Origin of the sequence: Photorhabdus africana, assembly GCF_035181445.1 — a bacterium.
GTDB classification, from domain to species: Bacteria; Pseudomonadota; Gammaproteobacteria; order Enterobacterales; family Enterobacteriaceae; genus Photorhabdus; species Photorhabdus laumondii.
The window spans coordinates 78,418-98,269 of record NZ_JAXBVE010000016.1 but is presented as its reverse complement, the minus strand read 5'-3'; the positions used below and the strand labels follow the sequence as shown (position 1 = coordinate 98,269).

Annotated in this window: 20 protein-coding genes and 4 pseudogenes; 9 read left to right on the top strand and 15 right to left on the bottom strand. The window is 41.8% G+C overall.

The genetic code is table 11. The annotated features are described in order from the left end of the window. Nucleotides 1-26 precede the first annotated feature (26 nt). Complete coding sequence (gene typA / locus SLS51_RS11335) at nucleotides 27-1,865, top strand: ribosome-dependent GTPase TypA (protein ID WP_323838358.1); 1,839 nt, start codon at nucleotides 27-29, stop codon at nucleotides 1,863-1,865. Nucleotides 1,866-1,926: 61 nt separating this feature from the next. On the opposite strand, the gene SLS51_RS11330 is transcribed toward typA, so the two are convergent. The 3 genes from SLS51_RS11330 to SLS51_RS11320 all read right to left on the bottom strand — a co-directional run bounded on the left by SLS51_RS11330 (nucleotide 1,927) and on the right by SLS51_RS11320 (nucleotide 4,875). After that, a complete protein-coding gene (locus tag SLS51_RS11330; RefSeq protein WP_323838356.1) occupies nucleotides 1,927-2,496 on the bottom strand; it encodes a disulfide bond formation protein B in 570 nt (189 codons plus the stop codon). Nucleotides 2,497-2,510: 14 nt separating this feature from the next. Then, nucleotides 2,511-2,663, bottom strand: a complete 153-nt coding sequence (locus SLS51_RS11325; protein WP_041380504.1) for a DUF5993 family protein — start codon at nucleotides 2,661-2,663, stop codon at nucleotides 2,511-2,513. Between the two features lie 757 nt (nucleotides 2,664-3,420). Beyond that, entirely contained in the window at nucleotides 3,421-4,875 is a 1,455-nt protein-coding gene (locus SLS51_RS11320; protein WP_323838354.1) for a carbon starvation CstA family protein, read from the bottom strand. 156 nt (nucleotides 4,876-5,031) lie between these two features. Between SLS51_RS11320 and yihX the strand changes: the two genes are divergently transcribed. The 3 genes from yihX (at nucleotide 5,032) to fabY (ending at nucleotide 7,129) form a co-directional block, all read left to right on the top strand. Then, nucleotides 5,032-5,658, top strand: a complete 627-nt coding sequence (gene yihX, locus SLS51_RS11315) for a glucose-1-phosphatase (protein ID WP_323838352.1) — start codon at nucleotides 5,032-5,034, stop codon at nucleotides 5,656-5,658. 43 nt (nucleotides 5,659-5,701) lie between these two features. Continuing rightward, nucleotides 5,702-6,139 carry a D-aminoacyl-tRNA deacylase gene (gene dtd, locus SLS51_RS11310; protein WP_011144641.1) on the top strand — a complete coding sequence of 146 codons (438 nt, stop codon included), beginning with the start codon at nucleotides 5,702-5,704 and terminating at the stop codon, nucleotides 6,137-6,139. Between the two features lie 72 nt (nucleotides 6,140-6,211). Then, nucleotides 6,212-7,129 carry a fatty acid biosynthesis protein FabY gene (fabY, locus tag SLS51_RS11305; RefSeq protein ID WP_323838349.1) on the top strand — a complete coding sequence of 306 codons (918 nt, stop codon included), beginning with the start codon at nucleotides 6,212-6,214 and terminating at the stop codon, nucleotides 7,127-7,129. A gap of 37 nt (nucleotides 7,130-7,166) precedes the next feature. Here fabY and SLS51_RS11300 read toward each other — a convergent pair whose 3' ends face one another. Together SLS51_RS11300 and SLS51_RS11295 are read right to left on the bottom strand one after the other, a co-directional pair. Next, on the bottom strand, nucleotides 7,167-7,589 hold the full coding sequence (locus SLS51_RS11300) for an NUDIX hydrolase (RefSeq protein ID WP_323838347.1): 423 nt from the start codon (nucleotides 7,587-7,589) through the stop codon (nucleotides 7,167-7,169). Between the two features lie 170 nt (nucleotides 7,590-7,759). Continuing rightward, the gene (locus SLS51_RS11295; protein ID WP_323838345.1) at nucleotides 7,760-9,469 is read right to left on the bottom strand and encodes an AsmA family protein; all 1,710 of its coding nucleotides are present in this window, start codon (nucleotides 9,467-9,469) and stop codon (nucleotides 7,760-7,762) included. Nucleotides 9,470-9,942: 473 nt separating this feature from the next. On the opposite strand from SLS51_RS11295, the gene SLS51_RS11290 reads away from it, so the two are divergent. Together SLS51_RS11290 and gltS are read left to right on the top strand one after the other, a co-directional pair. Next, on the top strand, nucleotides 9,943-11,496 hold the full coding sequence (locus SLS51_RS11290) for a 4-hydroxyphenylacetate 3-hydroxylase family protein (RefSeq protein ID WP_323838343.1): 1,554 nt from the start codon (nucleotides 9,943-9,945) through the stop codon (nucleotides 11,494-11,496). Nucleotides 11,497-11,978: 482 nt separating this feature from the next. Beyond that, nucleotides 11,979-13,187 carry a sodium/glutamate symporter gene (gltS, locus tag SLS51_RS11285; RefSeq protein WP_323838341.1) on the top strand — a complete coding sequence of 403 codons (1,209 nt, stop codon included), beginning with the start codon at nucleotides 11,979-11,981 and terminating at the stop codon, nucleotides 13,185-13,187. A 430-nt stretch (nucleotides 13,188-13,617) separates the two neighbouring features. On the opposite strand, the gene SLS51_RS11280 is transcribed toward gltS, so the two are convergent. The 4 genes and pseudogenes from SLS51_RS11280 to SLS51_RS11265 form a co-directional block, all read right to left on the bottom strand. Continuing rightward, entirely contained in the window at nucleotides 13,618-13,935 is a 318-nt protein-coding gene (locus SLS51_RS11280) for a HigA family addiction module antitoxin (RefSeq protein WP_139654436.1), read from the bottom strand. 11 nt (nucleotides 13,936-13,946) lie between these two features. Beyond that, nucleotides 13,947-14,237, bottom strand: a complete 291-nt coding sequence (locus tag SLS51_RS11275; protein WP_323838338.1) for a type II toxin-antitoxin system RelE/ParE family toxin — start codon at nucleotides 14,235-14,237, stop codon at nucleotides 13,947-13,949. Between the two features lie 173 nt (nucleotides 14,238-14,410). Beyond that, nucleotides 14,411-14,559, bottom strand: a pseudogene (locus SLS51_RS11270) (transposase); the annotation flags it as partial. Then, nucleotides 14,551-14,706 (bottom strand): annotated as a pseudogene (locus SLS51_RS11265) (transposase); the annotation flags it as partial. The pseudogenes SLS51_RS11270 and SLS51_RS11265, both read right to left, overlap by 9 nt. A gap of 71 nt (nucleotides 14,707-14,777) precedes the next feature. Here SLS51_RS11265 and SLS51_RS11260 point away from each other — a divergent pair. Beyond that, nucleotides 14,778-15,545 (top strand): Fic family protein, encoded by a 768-nt coding sequence (locus SLS51_RS11260; RefSeq protein WP_323838336.1) that lies wholly within the window; start codon nucleotides 14,778-14,780, stop codon nucleotides 15,543-15,545. 57 nt (nucleotides 15,546-15,602) lie between these two features. On the opposite strand, the gene SLS51_RS11255 is transcribed toward SLS51_RS11260, so the two are convergent. From SLS51_RS11255 to SLS51_RS11245, 3 genes and pseudogenes are all read right to left on the bottom strand, one after another. Further along, entirely contained in the window at nucleotides 15,603-15,845 is a 243-nt protein-coding gene (locus tag SLS51_RS11255) for a type II toxin-antitoxin system RelE/ParE family toxin (protein WP_323838380.1), read from the bottom strand. 109 nt (nucleotides 15,846-15,954) lie between these two features. Continuing rightward, a complete protein-coding gene (locus SLS51_RS11250; protein WP_323838334.1) occupies nucleotides 15,955-16,170 on the bottom strand; it encodes a type II toxin-antitoxin system prevent-host-death family antitoxin in 216 nt (71 codons plus the stop codon). Between the two features lie 596 nt (nucleotides 16,171-16,766). Continuing rightward, nucleotides 16,767-16,871: pseudogene (locus SLS51_RS11245) on the bottom strand (type II toxin-antitoxin system prevent-host-death family antitoxin); the annotation flags it as partial. Between the two features lie 377 nt (nucleotides 16,872-17,248). On the opposite strand from SLS51_RS11245, the gene SLS51_RS11240 reads away from it, so the two are divergent. Continuing rightward, nucleotides 17,249-17,503 (top strand): type II toxin-antitoxin system RelB/DinJ family antitoxin, encoded by a 255-nt coding sequence (locus tag SLS51_RS11240; RefSeq protein ID WP_011144653.1) that lies wholly within the window; start codon nucleotides 17,249-17,251, stop codon nucleotides 17,501-17,503. Further along, nucleotides 17,493-17,783, top strand: a complete 291-nt coding sequence (locus tag SLS51_RS11235; protein ID WP_011144654.1) for a type II toxin-antitoxin system RelE family toxin — start codon at nucleotides 17,493-17,495, stop codon at nucleotides 17,781-17,783. Before SLS51_RS11240 ends, SLS51_RS11235 begins: the two co-directional genes overlap by 11 nt. A 27-nt stretch (nucleotides 17,784-17,810) precedes the next feature. On the opposite strand, the pseudogene SLS51_RS11230 reads toward SLS51_RS11235, so the two are convergent. From SLS51_RS11230 to SLS51_RS11220, 3 genes and pseudogenes are all read right to left on the bottom strand, one after another. Then, nucleotides 17,811-17,933 (bottom strand): annotated as a pseudogene (locus SLS51_RS11230) (ISAs1 family transposase); the annotation flags it as partial. 834 nt (nucleotides 17,934-18,767) lie between these two features. Next, complete coding sequence (locus SLS51_RS11225; protein ID WP_323838331.1) at nucleotides 18,768-19,028, bottom strand: hypothetical protein; 261 nt, start codon at nucleotides 19,026-19,028, stop codon at nucleotides 18,768-18,770. Nucleotides 19,029-19,123: 95 nt separating this feature from the next. Continuing rightward, nucleotides 19,124-19,402: a hypothetical protein gene (locus SLS51_RS11220; RefSeq protein WP_323838329.1), complete on the bottom strand. Its 279-nt coding sequence runs from the start codon at nucleotides 19,400-19,402 to the stop codon at nucleotides 19,124-19,126. Nucleotides 19,403-19,852: the final 450 nt, after the last annotated feature.

Here is a 19,852-nt window from a genome sequence, read left to right as displayed (position 1 = left end):
GTGTACAATAGCGCGCCATTTATAAAATGCCTGAGGCAAAGTTTGTGATCGAAAAATTGCGTAATATCGCCATCATCGCGCACGTTGACCATGGTAAAACTACCTTGGTTGACAAGCTGCTGCAACAATCCGGTACTTTCGGTGACCGTGCGACAGCGACAGAGCGTGTGATGGACTCCAATGATTTGGAGAAAGAGCGTGGAATTACTATTCTCGCAAAAAATACCGCCATTAAATGGAATGACTACCGTATTAATATCGTAGACACTCCGGGACATGCCGATTTCGGCGGTGAAGTAGAACGTGTTATGTCTATGGTTGACAGTGTACTCTTGCTGGTCGATGCTATGGACGGGCCAATGCCTCAGACCCGTTTTGTGACACAGAAAGCGTTCGCTCATGGTTTGAAACCGATTGTGGTCATTAACAAAGTTGACCGTCCTGGCGCACGCCCTGATTGGGTTGTGGATCAGGTGTTTGACCTGTTTGTCAATCTGGGTGCGACGGATGAACAACTGGATTTCCCTATTATCTATGCATCAGCATTGATGGGAATTGCCGGTACTGATCATGAAGATATGGCGGAAGATATGACGCCGTTGTATCAGGCGATTGTCGATCATGTAGAGCCACCGAAAGTTGACCTGAATGGCGCATTCCAGATGCAGATTTCTCAGCTTGACTACAATAACTATGTTGGTGTTATCGGCATTGGGCGTATCAAACGTGGTACTGTTAAGCCAAACCAGAACGTCACGATTATTGATAGCAAAGGTAAAACCCGGAACGGTAAGATCGGTAAGGTACTGGGCCACTTAGGGCTGGAGCGTATTGAGAGTGAGCAAGTGGAAGCGGGCGATATCGTTGCGATTACCGGCTTGGGTGAGCTGAATATCTCCGATACGCTGTGTGATACGAATGCTGTTGAAGCGCTGCCACCGCTGGCTGTTGATGAGCCGACAGTGAGTATGTATTTCTGTGTTAACACCTCCCCTTTCTGTGGACGTGAAGGCAAATATGTCACCTCACGCCAAATCCTTGAGCGTTTGAAGAAAGAGTTGGTTCACAATGTTGCCCTGCGTGTCGAAGAAACAGAAGATCCAGATGCGTTCCGTGTTTCTGGCCGTGGTGAATTGCACTTATCTGTTCTGATTGAGAACATGCGCCGTGAAGGTTTTGAGCTGGCGGTATCTCGTCCGAAAGTTATCTTCCGTGAAATCGATGGTCGCAAACAAGAACCTTTCGAGCAGGTGACTCTGGATATTGAAGAGCAACATCAGGGAGATGTGATGCAGGCGTTGGGTGAGCGTAAAGCGGATCTGCGCGACATGCTACCAGACGGTAAAGGCCGTGTACGCCTTGATTATGTTATTCCAAGCCGTGGTCTGATTGGTTTCCGTACTGAGTTCCTGACAATGACCTCCGGTACCGGTCTGCTGTATGCAACATTCAGCCACTATGATGATATTCGTCCGGGTGAAATCGGTCGCCGTCAGAACGGCGTGATGATTTCCAATGGTCAGGGTAAAGCGGTTGCTTATGCACTTTACAGCTTACAGGATCGCGGTAAGTTGTTCCTTGGTCATGGTGCGGAAGTGTATGAAGGCCAGGTGATCGGTATTCATTCTCGTTCTAATGACCTGACAGTTAACTGTCTGACAGGTAAGAAACTGACTAACGTCCGTGCATCTGGTACTGACGAAGCGACAACCCTCTCTCCACATATTAAGAAAACCCTGGAGCAAGCGTTGGAGTTTATTGATGATGACGAACTGGTAGAAGTGACCCCGGTGTCTATTCGTCTGCGTAAACGCCATTTGACGGAAAACGAACGCCGTCGTGCGTATCGCAGCAAAGAAGCATAATCTTTCCTGCAATACCAATGCTTAGGGCGCCAATGGCGCCCTGAGTTTTTTAACAAATGAATTATTTACCGAGCAATTGATAGAACGTTGGGTTGTCATCACACTGCCCACCGCCACACTCCAAAATAGTGGAGATTAAATTTGCGGTAATTAATATGACAAATAACCCGATAATAATCTGACCGATGGCAGGCGTTTTTTGCTTTTCTTCGGTTGTTTTTTCCAAGCTTTTTAATATCAGCATGACGGATATGCCGATAATCGCGATAACTGAGCAGATAAGGGCCCAAGTATAGAAATGTATACCAAAAAGCGCGGAACCATAACCGAGATCACCGGGTGTGATATGTAAAAATACTTGTCGGATCGCAACAATGCCAGTCACGACACAGCCGATAAGTGATAAGCCATAGTGCGCACTTTTGATACCAAAACACAGATTAAACAGGAAACCAAACCCTATCATGATCATGCCTGCTCGCTGTAGCAAACATAATGGACAAGGGAGTTCTGAAAGGACCAATTGATAATAGAAGGCAAGGGTTAGGACAGCACTAATAGCAAATAACCCTATGAGGTTAAATATCATGCCGAAGCTGATCTGTTGTTTTGTTGCTAATACCTGATTCATCAGATTGTCTCCCGTTAAAAAGATAGATTTAACGAATCAGTTGCATGATGGATAAACCAAGCTACAGTCGTCACCGAAAGAAGGCCCCATAAGGTATAACTCGTTTTATACTTGCCATATAGGGTGGTGATAACCGCAAATAATGCGAGTAAAAAAGGTAAAAACATATACATGGTTGATTCTCCTGTTTTCTAAAAACATTCAAGACCTTTCCCTGTAGTAGATTGCTTTCTTCAGGGTCGGGAATTTATCGAGCTCAGTTTAGGATCGTTTACTTCGATACAAGCGATCAATTATCCAAAGACAAGTTGTCCATTAAAAGAAAAGCTTTGGTGCCATTAATGGGCGTTGTTCTCTTTGGTATCGCATTTGAAAACGTACAAACCTACATTTATTAAAGCATGGTATTCGAACGGTGTATAATTTAACCCACTATTCGTAGTGTGCTGCTAATAACAATTGTAGTCAATCTTATTTATGTCTGCCACTATTCAGCAGGATCTGCGTGATTATCATTTGGCGAGAGTTACAATGAGTTGTTTTTTATTTAATAGTTAAGCAGGAAACGATTAAAAACGACAAATCGTATCTTTGCCTGGAAACTTCCCAATTTAACGACTATTCGTAGGTTTGCTTTTAAATGGCCTAATCTAGCCAAATTTCTACAATTAATCCTCTACCCAGATGAGTTCTTTTTCATTGTTTGTCACGATAATGAGCCGTGAGCTTCTGGCATAACTTGCAATATGTAGACACTCATTGTTCTGGTCGTAACGCTTAAATTATCAATATCCATGTGATATCTCGCCTGATATTTTCAGGAGGAATAAGTTTTTCTTATCACGATAAAGGAGGTCGGCGATTAAAACCCCTCAACTTTTTATCGTGAGGGGCTGTTGTGATATTTAATCTTTTCTTGGGTTTTTACTCATTTAATGTTTTGGCTTTTATATTATCGGAAGCTGATTGGGCGCGGACTTTTGCAAAAAAAGTCATTGTGACAACCGCCATTGCCGCCAGGCCGATAACAACAGAGATATTCCAGTTTAGCGCAAAACCTTCTGGTGCAAATGCCAGATAGGTGAAACACACCGCGGTCATAAACATGGCTGGTAGGGTGGTAATCCAATGGAATTTATTACGGCGCAGCAGCCATGCGGAAGCAGCCCATAACATGACCATTGCTGTGGTTTGGTTCGCCCAACCGAAATAACGCCAGATGATATTGAAATCGGTTTTGGTAATCAGATAACCGACAATAAACATTGGCACACTTAATAACAGACGTTTGGTCATTTGTTGCTGAGGGATATTCAGGAATTCAGCAATAATAAGCCGGGCAGAACGGAATGCGGTATCACCAGAAGTAATTGGCAAAATCACCACACCAAGGATTGCCAGAATACCGCCGACAGTACCTAACAGAGACGTGGATACTTCGTGAACAACCAGAGAGGCCGTACCTTGATCAATCACGGCCTGTAATGCGTTAGTATCTTCATAGAAGCTCAGGCCCAATGTACACCAGATTAGTGCGATAATACCTTCACCAATCATTGCACCGTAGAAAACGAAACGGCCATTTTTTTCATTCTGCATACAACGTGCCATCAGCGGAGATTGAGTGGCGTGGAAACCAGAAATAGCGCCACAGGCAATCGTGACAAACAGCAATGGCCAGACCGGCAGATCTTTCGGGTTAAAGTTAGTGGTGAAATCTAATCCTTGTGAATAGAAAGGCTTATCGCTCATTGCTAAACCGACCATCAGCGCGACAGACATAAACAGCAGCAATGCACCAAACAGTGGGTAAAGGCGACCGATGATTTTATCAATAGGCACCAGCGTTGCGAGAATATAGTAAGCAAAGATAACACCGACCCAGATAGCAATGTTATCCCAACCCATTGCCTCTTTCAGCAAGTTATTCAGTAAGCCGGCTGGACTCAGAACAAAGACGACGCCAACTAGCATCAGCAGAATAACCGCAAATATGTTCATGAAATGCTTCATGGTTTTGCCCAGTTCGTTACCAACGATAATGGGCACGGATGCACCGCGGGCACGCACACTGAGCATACCGGAGAAGTAATCGTGTACTGCACCGGCAAAGATACAGCCGAATACAATCCACAGCATGGCAAGCGGGCCATAGAGGGCACCAAGAATCGGGCCGAAAATAGGGCCAACGCCGGCAATATTGAGTAACTGAATTAACCAAACTTTTGGGGTGGACATCGCAACGTAATCAACACCATCAGCCATAGAAAGAGCAGGGGTCTTTCTTTCTGGTCGAATAGTGAATATCTTTTCAACAATTTTGCCATATATGAAATATCCAGCCAGAAGAAGGCCGATACAGAGGAGGAACCATAACATAACTATAACACCTTACTCGACTTTTTTAATCTGGGTGCTACTTTATCGTTTCGTAAGAAAAATACCGTGAAGTGATTCGCTTTTTACTTGTCCGTACTGTTTTCTAATTGAAAATACGATTAAAGTAAAAAGTTATTAATTAGCCAGGGGGTAATTATGTTATATATCTTCGATATGGGTAATGTGATTATTGAGATTGATTTTAAAAGAGTTTTAGCGGTATGGAGTAATTTGAGCGGGACACCTCTTGCGGCTTTGACAAAAAGTTTCTCTATAGGAGAAACGTTTGAAAAACATGAGCGTGGTCAAATTACTGATCTGGAATTCGCTGATACTTTATGTCAGGAAATGAATATTTCACTCAGTTTTGAGCAGTTTGCTGCTGGATGGCATGCTATCTTTATTAATATTCGGCCTGAAGTCATTCAGATAATGAAAACATTGCGTGAGGCGGGACACCGGGTTGTGGTGTTATCCAACACCAACCGTTTGCACCTGGATTACTGGCCACATCATTATCCTGAGATTGCGGCATCCGCTGATTACCTCTATTTGTCGCAGGATTTGGCAATGCGTAAACCTGAACCTGATATTTTCAAATATGTGCTTGAGACAGAAGGTTTTTCACCGGATCAGGCGGTGTTTTTTGACGATGTGTTGGAAAATGTGGCAGCGGCCGAGGCATTAGGGATCAATAGCGTTCATGTTGTTGATAGGCAGACCGTGCCAAATTATTTCGAAGCAATCGGTTTTTCTGAACATAATGAGGGATTGAACAGATAATAGAGGATAGTGTGCTGATGCTACTATTGAGCAAAGGAAAAATATGATCGCGTTAATCCAGCGGGTAACACAGGCAAATGTTGTTGTTAAGAACGAAGTGGTTGGGGAAATTGGTCACGGCCTGCTGGTGTTGCTAGGTGTTGAGAAAGGAGATGATCAACAGAAGGCAAAACGGTTGTGTGAGAAGGTGATAGGGTATCGGATATTCAGTGATGAACAGGACAAAATGAACTTGAACGTCCAACAAATCGGAGGCAGTTTGCTGGTTGTCTCCCAGTTTACACTGGCTGCCGATACTCAAAAGGGCATGCGACCCAGTTTTTCCGGTGGCGCTGCCCCAGATAAGGCCGACGAATTATATCGCTATTTTGTTGAACAATGCCGCCAAAGTGGTGTAAAAACAGAAATCGGGCGGTTTGCTGCCGATATGAAAGTCAGCTTGACAAACGATGGGCCAGTCACTTTCTGGTTGCAGGTCTAGCAACCAAAAATAGCCAGTAGAACGCAACCATCCCCGATTAAACATCATGATCAAAAGAAAGGGGCAGTTTCTATGTATCATCTGCGAGTACCTGAAACAGAACAAGAACTGGAAGCATATTACCGATTTCGTTGGGAAATGTTGCGGAAGCCACTGCATCAGCCTGTAGGCTCTGAGAAAGATGGTTACGACACGATGGCTCATCACCAGATGGTTGTGGATGAGAAAGGCAACCCGGTGGCGGTAGGGCGTTTATATATTAATGCGGATAGTGAAGGGGCAATCCGTTTTCTGGCAGTGCATCCCAACATGCAAGGTAGAGGCTTAGGAAAATTAATCGCAATGGCCCTGGAATCTGTTGCCCGTCAAGAGGGTGTTAAACGGGTAGTATGCAGTGCTCGTGAACATGCGGTGGAGTTTTTCAGTAAATTGGGGTTTGAAAACCGTGGGCCAATTACTAGCCCACAAACGACACCCATTCGTCATTTTCTGATGATAAAGCCGGTTGCAACACTTGATGATATTCTTCACCGGCCAGATTGGTGCAACGAACTGCAACAGGCTTGGTACAAACATATTCCCCTCAGTGAAAAAATGGGGGTACGAATTTCTCAATATACCGGTCAAAGCTTTATTACCACCATGCCGGAAGCCGGGAATCAAAATCCTCACCAAACTATCTTTGCTGGTAGTCTGTTTTCTCTGGCAACCCTGACCGGTTGGGGATTGATCTGGTTGTTGTTACAGGAACGTCAACTAGGTGGTGATATCATTTTGGCTGATGCTGATATCCGCTACAAAAAACCGGTTGTTGGCAGACCAAAATCTGTTGCCGATCTTAAAAATATGAGCGGCGATTTGGCTCGTTTGGCACAAGGCAGTAAAGCGAGAGTGAAGTTGGATGTGATTGTTAGCGGTGATCAGGGAATCGGTGCGGTATTTACGGGCACCTACATGGTATTGCCGAATGCTTATACGGCTATTGCTTAGATTTCTCAGTGGCATTAAATATGCCACTGGGGGACTTTCACGACTCGTTGAGTACACGCAACATAAAGTCATCAAGTTTACTGCGGAAATTATCTATATTGCTCCATTGATATTGCGTGTGTTCAGGTGAAAGTTTAACTTCACCTGTGCATATGACATTGAAATTTACCTGGAGGCATCGAGTCTCCTTAATAGAATATTCCACCGCGCTTAGAAAACCAATAACATCATCAAGAAGCAGCCCGGTCTCTTCTTCTATTTCACGAGATAGCGCTTGTAATAGATTTTCTTCTTTTTCTACACCGCCAGAAGGAATTTCCCAGAGATTTGGCGGGGATTCATCAGGAGCTCGTTGTAAGAACAGAATATTGCCATTTTGATCTCTGATGATGCCACCGACAACAATACGGTCATAATTTTGCAGCTTGTTTTCAATATATTCAGGCAGTATACATGTCATTTTTTGTACCTTGTTACAACTTCATTGGTGAAATTTAATTGCGTTTTTAATGTCACCGATATTAATACGGTTTTTCGGTTGATACTGATCGGGGGTTTTATTAATGGATTGAAATAGAAAGTAATTATTATAGGGTTGAGTCGGGTACATAGGTACCCGAATATTCGTTACTATAACTTAACAACCGGACAGGTTTCACAGTTTGGGGTGGATATTTGCCCCTTATTAATGACTTGAGTTTCGCTGCCTGATTGTTTATCCGTGGCAGTCAATGAACCATCGATAGTACTTTTAATATCATCAGCAGCAAGATCTCCCTGTATTAACAGCGTGAAATTGCCTTTACCCTGTAATTTCAACGGCACCCACCGCCATTGAGGCAAAATCGCTAAATCTGCATCTATTCCCCGGAAATCTAAAGTAAATGGCTTCTGTACCTGTTGATCTACTGTACCTTTCACTTTCAGTAATCCATCATCAACAGAGGCATCTAATTGGTCGAAGATCAGTTTATTTCCCTCTGTATGTAATTTAAGGTAAGGGCGACGTAATTCAACTTTGTTAAATGTTGCGCTGGTGGCACTTAGGTTCGAAGAGCCACGCCAGATTCCCCATTTCCCTTCTTTCAGTAATTCCATGTCATAGATATAACCACTGAGGGCAGTAAGCTGGAATGGAAAATCGGGGTTAATATCAATCAGCAAGCTGTTGTTAATTGTCAGCTCGTTAATGGAAAATTCGGATATCCACTCAGGCAATGATTTTTTCAGCAACTGATGCCAGTTTTGTGGCAAGGTGTAAGTTAAACCGGCAACCGTTGCATTGGTGATGTTGAATTGCTTCGTTTGGTGATTCCATTGCCCTTTGACGTGGAATAATCCCTTTTCCCAACGGGAAGTGAGATTGGAAATAGCGAGTTTATTGCCTGCAAGAAGAAGGTGACCAATAACATCGGTGAAATGAAGATCATTCAGTGTAGTATCCATAACGTTGAAATCAATGATGCCCTCTTTTGCCTGCCAGTTCCCGTTAGTCAACCCGACATTTTTTACTGAGACATCCAGATAGTTAGCAGACCAGTTTTTACCTTCCAGCTTGGCATTAGTGAGACTCAGATCTTTGATGCTGACTGCGGGTAATTTGTCTGTTTTTAGCAATAACTCTTCAAGTGTCATTGGCGTTTGCCAACGAATATTGCTGATAAGTAAATTATCCCACTGCCAGCTACCATCAGGCAGACGCTGCCCATTACCTGATACCGAACCCTGTGCCAATGTTGCACCAAATGAACGGAGAGTGAGGGTATTTTGCTGGTTATCTCCTCGTATAATGACTTTTTCGAGAGAAATATCATTGAAATTCAGTTTATCAGCGCTGAATTGAAATTCCCCATTCCCTGCCAACGTATTTGATTGTGGGTTCCAGGGGGTGATACCGCCGGTGATGTTTTGCCCTTGAATTTGCCCGCTTGCATTTTCTGACTGAATAGCCATCTGATTAAGTTGGAGAATGTTGGCGCTAAAAGGTAAGGATTGTTGCTGGCCTCTGATTGTTAATTGGCCCTGTTGCAATAACAGACGATGAAAATGACGCGGGGAAGTCAGTTGCTGCCAGTTGAAATCGAATGCGACAACTTGAGCCGCTAAAATGAAAGTCTGTTGCTGATTGCTAATGACAATATTGGAAAATGCCAGGGTACCTGGTTGTGACCAGTTATGTTCGATATTGCCGATTTGGACCTGATAGCGGCTGTGATGGCTCAGCCATTGACTAAGCTGGTGTGTTCCCCAGTTTGTTTGCATCACGGCATAAACAGTGATTACTGCCAGTATTACCAGTAATAACAGAGTAACCAGCGATTTTCCTAACCATCTCATCATCAGACTCCAATCTAATCGGCTTATAGCTTCCTTTGTATAATTTAACAATAAAAATATCAACAAGTCACTATATTAGTTGTTATTTCTAATAATTTCAGGGTATGAAATGAAAAAGTAATGAATTATTCGTTATCGTTTTATTCTATTAAAATAAAATTCAAGGTTTAATCTTTGACTAATTGTGTTTTTGTTTTTTGTGCTAAGTTTTTATTAATGACTTGGCATTTTGTGTGAAGTTGCTAATAATTATGTTGTGTGATTAATATAATTATTAAATCTATATTTTATTGCATGACAATATAGCCAATGACATCCGAATGAATTAATGTATTAATGGATGGCTATAAATGGAATAATGATATTTTTTCGTTATTCCTTTCTATTCCTTTCTCAGTTTGATTGATGCTTGAAATAACACTGCATAGTTTATTTTCACCCATCTTCCGGTAAATAAAAAATGTAAGGAATCTTCTATGTCAGAAAACATGAAACAAAAATCGTCGAATGAGGGTAATATCCGCACAACCCGCCCACTTACAGGAAAGGAATTTCTGGATGGGCTAAATGATGGTCGGGAAGTCTGGGCTTATGGTGAACGCATTCACGATGTTGTCAACCATCCGGCTTTTCAAAATCCGGCCCGAGCTGTTGCGAAACTCTATGACGCTTTGCACGATCCTGCTTATCGTGACGTACTGACCACGGCGACAGATACGGGTAGTTGTGGTGTAACACACCCTTTTTTCCGTATACCGCGCTCACAGCAGGATTTAATTGCTGATCGTGATGCTATCGCCGCGTGGGCTCGCATGAGTTATGGTTGGTTGGGTAGAAGCCCTGATTATAAGGCTTCGTTTCTTACCTCGCTCGGCGTAAAACCGGAAATTTATGGTGATTTTGCTGATAATGCAAAAAGCTGGTATATCCGTTCGCAGGAAAGCGTGTTTTATTGGAATCACTCGATTATTAATCCGCCAATAGATCGTCATTTATCACCTGATGAAATTGGGGATATTTGTATTCATGTTGAAAAAGAGTGTGATGATGGATTAATTGTCAGCGGCGCTAAAGTTGTTGCCACAGGATCGGCGATTAGTCACTACAACTTTATTGGTCATTACGGTTTACCAATAAAGAAACGGGAATTTGCGTTGGTCTTTACCTTGCCGATGAATACCCCGGGAGTGAAATTAATTTGTCGTCCTTCTTACGCAATGGCGGCTGATAAAATGGGCAGTCCTTTTGATTATCCGCTCTCGTCCCGATTTGATGAGAACGATACGATAATGATTCTGGATAAAGTGAAGGTTCCTTGGGAAAATATATTTATCTATGGAGATGTAGATAAAGTTTCGTTATTTTTTGCTGAATCGGGTTATTTTCATCGGGCTATGTTGCATGGTGTGACTCGATTGGCGGTTAAACTTGATTTTCTTTCTGGGTTGCTTATTAAGGGTGTTGAAGCTACGGGTACGAAGGATTTTCGTGGCGTGCAAGCACGGGTTGGTGAAGTATTGTCATGGCGTAATATGTTTTGGGCGCTCAGTGATGCGATGATTAAATCCCCGGAGCCTTGGAGTGGAGATGCCCTATTGCCTCGGTACGAGTATGGGATAGCTTATCGTTGGTTTATGACGCTGGGTTACCCGCGGGTAAAAGAGATTATTGAACAGGATCTGGGCAGTGCCTTGATTTATATTAACTCTCATGCCCGCGATTTTTCCAACCCGGAACTGTCTCCATATCTTGATAAATACATGCGTGGCTCTAATGGTTACAGTGCAGTTGAGCGAGTCAAGCTCATGAAACTGATTTGGGACTCGATCGGTACGGAATTTGCTGGCAGGCATGAATTATACGAGCGCAATTATTCCGGCAACCACGAAGCTATCAGAGTCGATGTGTTATTGGCTTCCCAAGCCACGGGCTTAGTGGATCAATTGAAAGGGTTTGCTGAGCAGTGTATGAGTGAATACGATCTTGATGGTTGGGTTGGTAACGATTTTATTTGGCCTTCCAACCGTTAGGAGATAAATCATCATCACGCACGATGATGAAATATATACCCTATGGATTTCAAAATGCATCGCGACGGCAAAGGAGCGAATCCCCGGGAGCATAGAGAACGATGTAACCGGGGTGAGTGCAGCCAACAAAGAGGCAACTTGAAAGATAACAGGTATACGTGCGTGATGAGTTGATAATGTGTAACCCGATATCAGCTTTGTAGAAAGACTATTTCTCCTGAGGAAACACCAGATTAAGAGTGATGGCTGTCAGACCGCCAGCAGCAGTATCGGAAGAGAGTAACGTTTTCAGCCAATCAGGAGCGAACTGTAAAATTAGCGGTTGCCATGATTCGCTCTGGTCACATTTTTATATGTTTTAACTTGTGTTTGTTGCAGATTTTTTTTCTAATCCAGCGTTGCCTGCTTTTGGCGTTCTCTAAAGGATGAGTATAACGTCGTAATAACTTACATAATTTTAACAATATAGCTGGGGTACATAGATGTATCATCTTGATGTTTATGGCACGCTCGTTGCGTCTGCATTAGTACTATTACTTGGGCGTAAACTTGTACAATCCGTCCCATTTCTTGAAAAATACACCATTCCTGAGCCGGTCGCCGGTGGTCTGTTAGTTGCTCTGATTCTTTTAGCGGTTAAACAAACAACAGGCTGGGAAATCAACTTTGATTTATCTCTTAAAGACCCTTTGATGTTAACTTTCTTCGCCACTATCGGCTTGAATGCCAATCTTGCCAGCCTGAAAGCGGGTGGTAAGGTTCTGTTCACGTTTGTCTTCGTTGTTGTTGGCTTGTTGCTGGTTCAGAACACAGTGGGTATCGTCTTGGCTGAACTGTTAGGGCTGGACCCATTAATGGGCTTACTGGCGGGTTCTGTTACGCTATCTGGTGGTCATGGTACCGGTGCCGCTTGGGGTAAACTGTTTAGTGATCGTTATGGTTTTGAAAACGCAACAGAAGTGGCAATGGCTTGTGCGACTTTCGGTTTAGTACTGGGTGGTTTGATTGGTGGACCAGTTGCCCGTTTTCTGGTGAGAAACACACAAACCCCGGGCTTGAGGGGCGATGATACCGAAGTGCCAACGGCATTTGAAAAACCGTATACCGGGCGGATGATCACAGCGTTGGTGATGCTGGAAACGATCGCCTTGATCGCTATCTGTCTGATGGCAGGTAATTTTGTATCTGAACTTCTGCAAGGTACGTGGTTTGAATTACCGACGTTCGTCTGTGTGTTATTTATCGGGGTTATCCTCAGTAACAGTCTGTCGGTGCTAGGTTTTTACCGAGTCTTTGACCGAGCGGTTTCTGTACTGGGTAACGTAAGCCTTTCCCTGTTTCTGGCAATGGCATTAATGAGCCTGAAATTGTGGCAGATGGCCTCGTTGGCATTACCCATGTTGGTCATTCTCACTATCCAAGCCATCGTCATGGCATTGTATGCGATTTTTATCACCTATCGGGTGATGGGTAAAAACTATGATGCTGCGGTGCTGGCGGCGGGTCACTGTGGTTTCGGTTTAGGCGCGACACCTACCGCCATTGCGAACATGCAGGCGATTACCGATCGCTTCGGGCCATCTCATGTGGCGTTTCTGGTGGTGCCGATGGTCGGCGCATTCTTTATCGATATCGTTAACGCGATTGTGATTAAACTCTATCTGTTGTTGCCGGTATTCCCGGCTGTGTAGGGATAAATTAGCAAGGTACTGCACCAGCTATGCAGTTGGTGCAGTATTGTTGTTGTGTTCTGCTGTAATGCATAATTCAAATTTTCCACTACTGTTCAATTTTGTTACTAATGTAATTGAGGCGATAACTATGACGGTAGTAGGGAAATATTTTTGCAGAATACCTAACTTTATTTTGGTTATTTTTCTGAATTTATCGTCAATTTTTGGAATATCTTATCCAAATGTTCTGCCAAAGAATTTCCCTGTACATATTCTATTGAGCGGGTATGAGACGTTTCTGCCCACGGAGGCCAGCGTAAATCCGTTGCATCGACGGTTGTGGCCTGAGAAGTGGGAAGCCTCGCCGTTTTTTACGGCGGGGAGCAGTCACGCAAGCACCGTCATAGTTTCACCGTCAAAACGACAATACAACGCAATATATTCGCAACTAGGCGGCCACCAAGGGCCGCGCGTGTTCCAATTTGTCAGCCAAAACCTCATTATGCTGAGCCAGCCACATGTCATTGATGAACTGGAGGTTAAGCCAAAACTCCGGTGTGGTTCCCAAAACCTTTGCCAGCAAAAAGGCCGTTTCCGCAGTCACTCCACGCCGACCACCGCACAGCTCATTGACAGTCTTCCGGCCTACGCCCATAGCTTTTGCCAGTTCGCCCTGGGTGATCCCCAAGGGTTCCAGAAATTCTTCTTTGAGCATAGCGCCCACACTGGTAGGTTGATGCGCGGGAATTTTTAGTGCTTCAATCATAGTTTCACCTCTTACCTGTATGCATGGGGGTCCAGATAGATCCCGTTAGCCTCGCCTGCATCCCATTGGAATATCAGGCGATATTGCTTGTTAACGCGGATCGAACACCAGTCCTTTAGATTGCCTTCCAGATGCTCAAATCTGTTACCCGGTGGCACTCTTAAATCTTTCTCGCCTTTAGCGACATGGATAATATCGAGCTTACGCTTTAAAGCACTTTCAATTGTGCTGGGTATGTTGGGTGATTTTTCACCGCGAAAGTAATAATCATCCAACCACTGATCCCGGAACGTCTTAATCATGGTTGATAGTATCCTGTATCGATACAGGATACAAATGGTCTTTGTTTTTGTCTACGCTCAATGTGTGTTTCATTTTTCCGCTAAGTTATGTTTGTGAAATAATGAATAATTGACAGTATATGGAACACCATTTACATGGTAAATAGTCAGACCGTTGACAAACCTTGTTAAAAATAACGGTGTCCGTGTGCTGCTTAACATCTGCAAAACTGCGCTCTATCGTCTCCTTTCGTCGTTTGTAAATCTTTTCTCCCCATGAGGCTAATCGGTTTTCTCTGGCCAGCTCTTTACTGGCCTTCCAGACATGGCAGGTTATTATTTTAATTAGCCTGACCGGATCGATGGCAGGCCGACCATTATTGTGGCAATACAAAGGGGCGATTAATTCGCGGATAAATTCGAAATTAGTGGCAGCGTCAACTTAACGGACCAGTTCGTCAAGCGGGAGCGTTTCTGGCGGGAAAGTCAGGGGAGATGGTCTTTTACTGTGTTTTACTTATAATTTAACGCATTCAAATATAGTAAGAAGGATGAACAACGATGAAGCTTTTTAACGCTCTGGGGTTTCGTTGGGACCGATCTTCGGTTCCTCTTATTGTTCCGATTCATTCTATTGAGCGGGTATGCTTTCGTTTTCACCGGATGCTACCAGAATTTGTTTGGGATGCTAGCGTTCTTGAAGGCAATCCTTTTACTTTCCCCGAAGTGAAAACATTATTGGACGGTGTAACTGTCGGTGGTAGGAAGGTTTCTGATCAGGAGCAAGTACTGAATCTTGCAGAAAGTTCCAAACGCTTGTTATCACTGGTGAAAAAAGGTCAATTTGAGTTGACCAAGGCTATGTTTACTAAACTTCATAGTATAGTTGCCCGTAATGAAGCTTTGGAGTGGGGAACGTTCCGTGGAGAAGGGCGGGAGGCCAGCTACACCCCAGATGTTAGTTTGGGTGAGTGTGGTCGGCATATTCCGTTACCTACCGTATCAGGCGCACCAGAATTGAACCGCATTTTTCAAGCCGGTATGGCGGCATTGGATGAGTGTCAGCCTTTTGAAAAGGGAATTGCATTCTTCCTTTTTGGTGCGTTACAGCAATTCTTTTTTGACGGTAATAAACGTACTTCCCGTTTCATGATGAATGGTATTTTGATGTCAAACGGTATAGACGCCATCAGCGTGCCTGCGGCGAAAGTACATGAGTTCAACGAAAAGATGGTCCGCTTCTACCTGAGCAAAGATGCCACTGAGATGATGGTGTTCCTTGTGGATTGTCACCCGGATACAGAGCAAATTCGAGCGGCGAATAGATGAAATAATATTGACAACCGGACAGGAGTAGTCATTCTGATAATAATACTTCTATCGCCTCTATCTATGCTCCCGGGGATTTGCTCCCTTGCCGTCGCGATGCATCTTGAAATCCATAGGGTATAGATGGTTATGTGGATCTTGCGTCTGATGCAACACCGCCAACACTTCAATACCAGTCGGAACTTCCCGGTAGTAAATAATGTGGCTCTCTATGGGGAAACTCAGTACACCAAAATAAAGATCCTCACTGCGATCACGACCGGGGGATGGGTGACGATCAAGAATTTCCGTCATAGTCACACGCAACGAAGTTGAATAAGCTTCCGCGACATTCTCCCCCTATCGGCTCATAAAAGTTTTATTGCACGAATATGCTCTCTGGCTTTCTTCGTAAATCGGACACTCATCCTTAAGCCCTACCCTCAAGTTCATCAACTGTCAACGGTGCAAATACATCATCAATACTGTGCAATTCGCCACGATCAGCTTGTGCAATAGATTCAGCCAGAACGGCTTTTAAATTCTGTAACTTACCATGCTTACTAATTTCTACAGGTTCACGCTGAACTTTCCTAAGCAGATCACCAAACTGGTTCTTAGCCAGTTGTGCGGGAATAATTTCCATACATTACCTACCGTTTAAAATGGCTCGAATAGCTATTATGGTTAAAAGTGCATGGAGCCACCAGTAATTAAAATAGCTAACCGCCAACCAAGATGACTTTTGGGTATCTTTTGCTCTTAACGCGTCTATTTGAGGCAATTCTTTGCTACCGTTGTCACTGACTTTGTAATATTGTCCGTGAATTATAATCGTCTAATAGGTCATTCTGAATGTCGATAATGAAAGGGTATTACTCTCTCGATTTAGGGGATTTATTGCGGTAAACAGCATACTGAGCCATCAAATAACCCCGTATTTCTTCATTAAGTTTTGTTGCCAAGGCTCATAATCTTAATCTGTACCATCTATCGATAAAAAATAATCTAAAACCAACTACCCAAAAATCAATTTAGCATTAAAGGCATAACGACGGATCATTGGCATCTCTCTATTGTTTAAACGGCATAATTATTATAAGAATAATAGTTTCCACAAAACATATCATAAGTGTTTTATATTTATTTTACTTCCTCATATTTGTTCGAAAATTAACCAATATTAAAAAATTATATCTAATTCATCGCTAACGTATTAATGTAAATAACGTTTCATGATTCTGCCACACGCTTACTATGCTTACTAATTTCCACAGGTTCACGCTGAACTTTCCTAAGCAGATCACCAAACTGGTTCTTAGCCAGTTGTGCGGGAATAATTTCCATACATCACTTATTGTTCTCCTAATAAGGTCATATCGGATTTACTTCTCTACCCACAAGGAGTCTATGCCGTGAAACCTATCCCTTGTAGGTTAAGAGGAATTTCTATTGCCATGAAGAATATTAACTATTCTTTGATTAAAAGGATAATAGGAAATAATACTGATAACTTTTAATTATAGATAGGCGGGACTTCAGAAATGGTCAGCACCGCTTGTTACCCAGCGCAAGATCGTGAATATTTTGTTAAAAAAATCAGATTTGATCGACGGTAATAGTTATCAGCGATTCTATACTCCACTTATAGCAAAAAATTTTTATTGCATTACAAATGTTATGCAATAGAATGTAATACAAATGTCATTACAGGAGATAACGTTATGAGTACTATTCAGATCAGAGTTGATGAAGAACTTAAAAAAAGTGCGTATCAGACATTTGAGAAACTGAACTTATCGCCATCCGATGCGCTACGTCTTTTTCTGCGCTATGTTGTGGAGAATGAAAAGCTGCCGTTCACTGAAGTTTCCGTTATGGTGGCAGATCATGATGAAGATGCAGACATCTTAGCAGTGGTACGTGACCGTCTTAAAAATCCCGCTAGACGTATCAGGGTAAACCTTGATGATATTTAATATCGATTTCGACGAACGAGCCCTGAAAGAGTGGTACAAACTGGATCAGAGCATACGCGACCAATTTAAAAAGAAGCTACGGAAGTTACAGAACAATCCCTATATTGATTCAGCCAGATTACACGGTAATCTGGCTGGCTGCTTTAAAATTAAACTCCGTTCTTCAGGCTTTCGTCTGGTTTACCAAGTGATAGAAGAAGAGATCGTAATATTGGTGATCGCTGTTGGTAAACGGGAAGATGCGAAAACTTATGAAATAGCTTGTAAACGAATTGTATAGTAAATATACCGCAATGAAATCGTCCTAACGCTGGGTGATAAGATTGAGGGTTTCTGTCTGGCAATGCAGAGCGTCCAGCGTGATGGTATTCCAATAAAGTAAAAATAATTCAATGAGTTGTCTGGTGTCTGGTTCTTCTTTACCTTTGTTTTACGATAAAAAAGTCATTATCCGCTTACTTTCGCCTTTACTGATGAGGAGTGTCTCAACAACATAAATGAGCGTCAATTTACCCGCGCCATTTGGTTCCGCAATGATTATCAATTAGTTTCCGAGAAACTTCGTCATTCAGGACTTAAAGAGCATAGTGAATATGATTAGTTAATTTATTAAGTGTTATTTTGTTATTGCAGACCATTAACCAATGACTGAGAAAAATATAATAATTCAACCTATCGAGTATTTACTTGAAATTTTATCACTCCCGCTCTCTACGAAATAGTTTTTAATGTAAATCCTAAAGAAACAAAGTAACTCATTTCTTTATAAATAGAAAATATATTGCGCCCCTTTTGGTGATTTTTATTCTTTGCTTTGCAGTTAATACTTAGTAAATTAAGTTACATGTTTGCGTATTAATAAAAGTAGCAGTAAAGATGTATATCCCCCCTAAATTCTGTTGCCCAAGTCTCATAATTTTAATTTTTACGCTTTATCGATAAAAAATAATCTAAAACCAACTACCAAAAAATCAATTTGGTATTAATCTATAGTTATCAGTCGATAATTTTTTTCTATTATCTTATTCATCAAATATTGGGGCTAAACACCCAGTCTGGAAATTCTGTCAGCGGAAGTTGATAAAACAACTGATTAATTATAAAGAGGCTGGAAATATCTTTATCAATCAAGCAGAAAAACAAGCATTAGGGGAGAAAGTAGCAAACCGTTGAATATAAATAGTTCAGGAATGGAGATTCCATTCCTGATTATGGTGATTTAATTTTGTCTAACACTCAATTAAATCGGATGACAAGCTCTCATTTATTTCTCTTGATGAGATATATTGGTGCCGCTATCTTGTACATAATCATTAAAAATAATAATAAAACTGTTATGAGAAGCAGAATATGATTTTTCAATACCTCTCTGTATTACTGATAATATAAAACCATGCGTATCGGATAGATCCCACACCTTTACATTTTCACAATCAAGATGTAAATATTCCTCTCTACCTTCCTCTCCACATTTATTAACCGAAACTTTAACCGGCTCAGTTGAGAGATTTTTAACATAAATCATAAATCCTCCACTATATCAATAATAAATATTTGCATTAAACTCAACGATATACGAACAAAAATTAAATTAAAAAAACTAGTGCGATAATAAATTTTTTAGGCAGAGGGTATCGAATATAAAGAGTCTATCCGGCTGCCGTTATTTTCAACCTTGTTACTATAAATAATTAAGTAGCCATCTGATTTTATTGAATACAACACTGAAATATTATCTTCGCGTACTACTGACATTAAAAAACCGCGCTGATCTGATCTATCCCATTGAGCCACCTCTCCTTTATTAATTTCAATATATTCGTCATTACCTTCGTCACTACTCCATTTGCTAATTGCAACTTTAACCATATTCTCTGAAAGACTTTTGACATAAATCATATTAAGCTCTCCATTATATCAACGTAGATTTATTTAGCTCTAATTTAAAAACATCCTAACATGTACCATAATGAAATATAAGTATAGGATAAAAAAGACCAACAAAACTATTATTTGTGTGACCCCCATCAAGGTTTTATACTTCGAAAAGAAAATATTTAAAATTACATTCATTGGGTTAATAGAAATATGTACTATTTAAATTTAGTAATTCAATATTACATTGATGATAATTTCCTATCATAGATTTATCTGTTATATTTTCTGGGGATATATTTTAACGCTGGTGCTAATTTAGGAATAATTGTAGTTCTATTTTCTATTCCTTTGGCAATAATACATTATCAATTTAATAGAATAATTAAAAGAAATCTCTATAGCAGAGCATCTTAATGATTGGATAAAACCAGATATCCCTATTTTTGGCAGCGTTGAGAAACGAAAAGCCCG

Bases quoted from the DNA above. Each gene is read 5' to 3' on its own strand.
- gltS (WP_323838341.1), top strand. From the start codon at position 11,979: ATGTATCATCTTGATGTTTATGGCACGCTCGTTGCGTCTGCATTAGTA.
- SLS51_RS11225 (WP_323838331.1), bottom strand. From the start codon at position 19,028: ATGATTTATGTTAAAAATCTCTCAACTGAGCCGGTTAAAGTTTCGGTT.
- SLS51_RS11300 (WP_323838347.1), bottom strand. From the start codon at position 7,589: ATGACATGTATACTGCCTGAATATATTGAAAACAAGCTGCAAAATTAT.
- SLS51_RS11290 (WP_323838343.1), top strand. From the start codon at position 9,943: ATGTCAGAAAACATGAAACAAAAATCGTCGAATGAGGGTAATATCCGC.
- SLS51_RS11280 (WP_139654436.1), bottom strand. From the start codon at position 13,935: ATGATTGAAGCACTAAAAATTCCCGCGCATCAACCTACCAGTGTGGGC.
- SLS51_RS11235 (WP_011144654.1), top strand. From the start codon at position 17,493: ATGATATTTAATATCGATTTCGACGAACGAGCCCTGAAAGAGTGGTAC.
- SLS51_RS11295 (WP_323838345.1), bottom strand. From the start codon at position 9,469: ATGATGAGATGGTTAGGAAAATCGCTGGTTACTCTGTTATTACTGGTA.
- SLS51_RS11260 (WP_323838336.1), top strand. From the start codon at position 14,778: ATGAAGCTTTTTAACGCTCTGGGGTTTCGTTGGGACCGATCTTCGGTT.
- SLS51_RS11220 (WP_323838329.1), bottom strand. From the start codon at position 19,402: ATGATTTATGTCAAAAGTCTTTCAGAGAATATGGTTAAAGTTGCAATT.
- dtd (WP_011144641.1), top strand. From the start codon at position 5,702: ATGATCGCGTTAATCCAGCGGGTAACACAGGCAAATGTTGTTGTTAAG.
- SLS51_RS11275 (WP_323838338.1), bottom strand. From the start codon at position 14,237: ATGATTAAGACGTTCCGGGATCAGTGGTTGGATGATTATTACTTTCGC.
- SLS51_RS11330 (WP_323838356.1), bottom strand. From the start codon at position 2,496: ATGAATCAGGTATTAGCAACAAAACAACAGATCAGCTTCGGCATGATA.
- yihX (WP_323838352.1), top strand. From the start codon at position 5,032: ATGTTATATATCTTCGATATGGGTAATGTGATTATTGAGATTGATTTT.
- SLS51_RS11250 (WP_323838334.1), bottom strand. From the start codon at position 16,170: ATGGAAATTATTCCCGCACAACTGGCTAAGAACCAGTTTGGTGATCTG.
- fabY (WP_323838349.1), top strand. From the start codon at position 6,212: ATGTATCATCTGCGAGTACCTGAAACAGAACAAGAACTGGAAGCATAT.
- SLS51_RS11320 (WP_323838354.1), bottom strand. From the start codon at position 4,875: ATGTTATGGTTCCTCCTCTGTATCGGCCTTCTTCTGGCTGGATATTTC.
- SLS51_RS11240 (WP_011144653.1), top strand. From the start codon at position 17,249: ATGAGTACTATTCAGATCAGAGTTGATGAAGAACTTAAAAAAAGTGCG.
- SLS51_RS11325 (WP_041380504.1), bottom strand. From the start codon at position 2,663: ATGTTTTTACCTTTTTTACTCGCATTATTTGCGGTTATCACCACCCTA.
- typA (WP_323838358.1), top strand. From the start codon at position 27: ATGCCTGAGGCAAAGTTTGTGATCGAAAAATTGCGTAATATCGCCATC.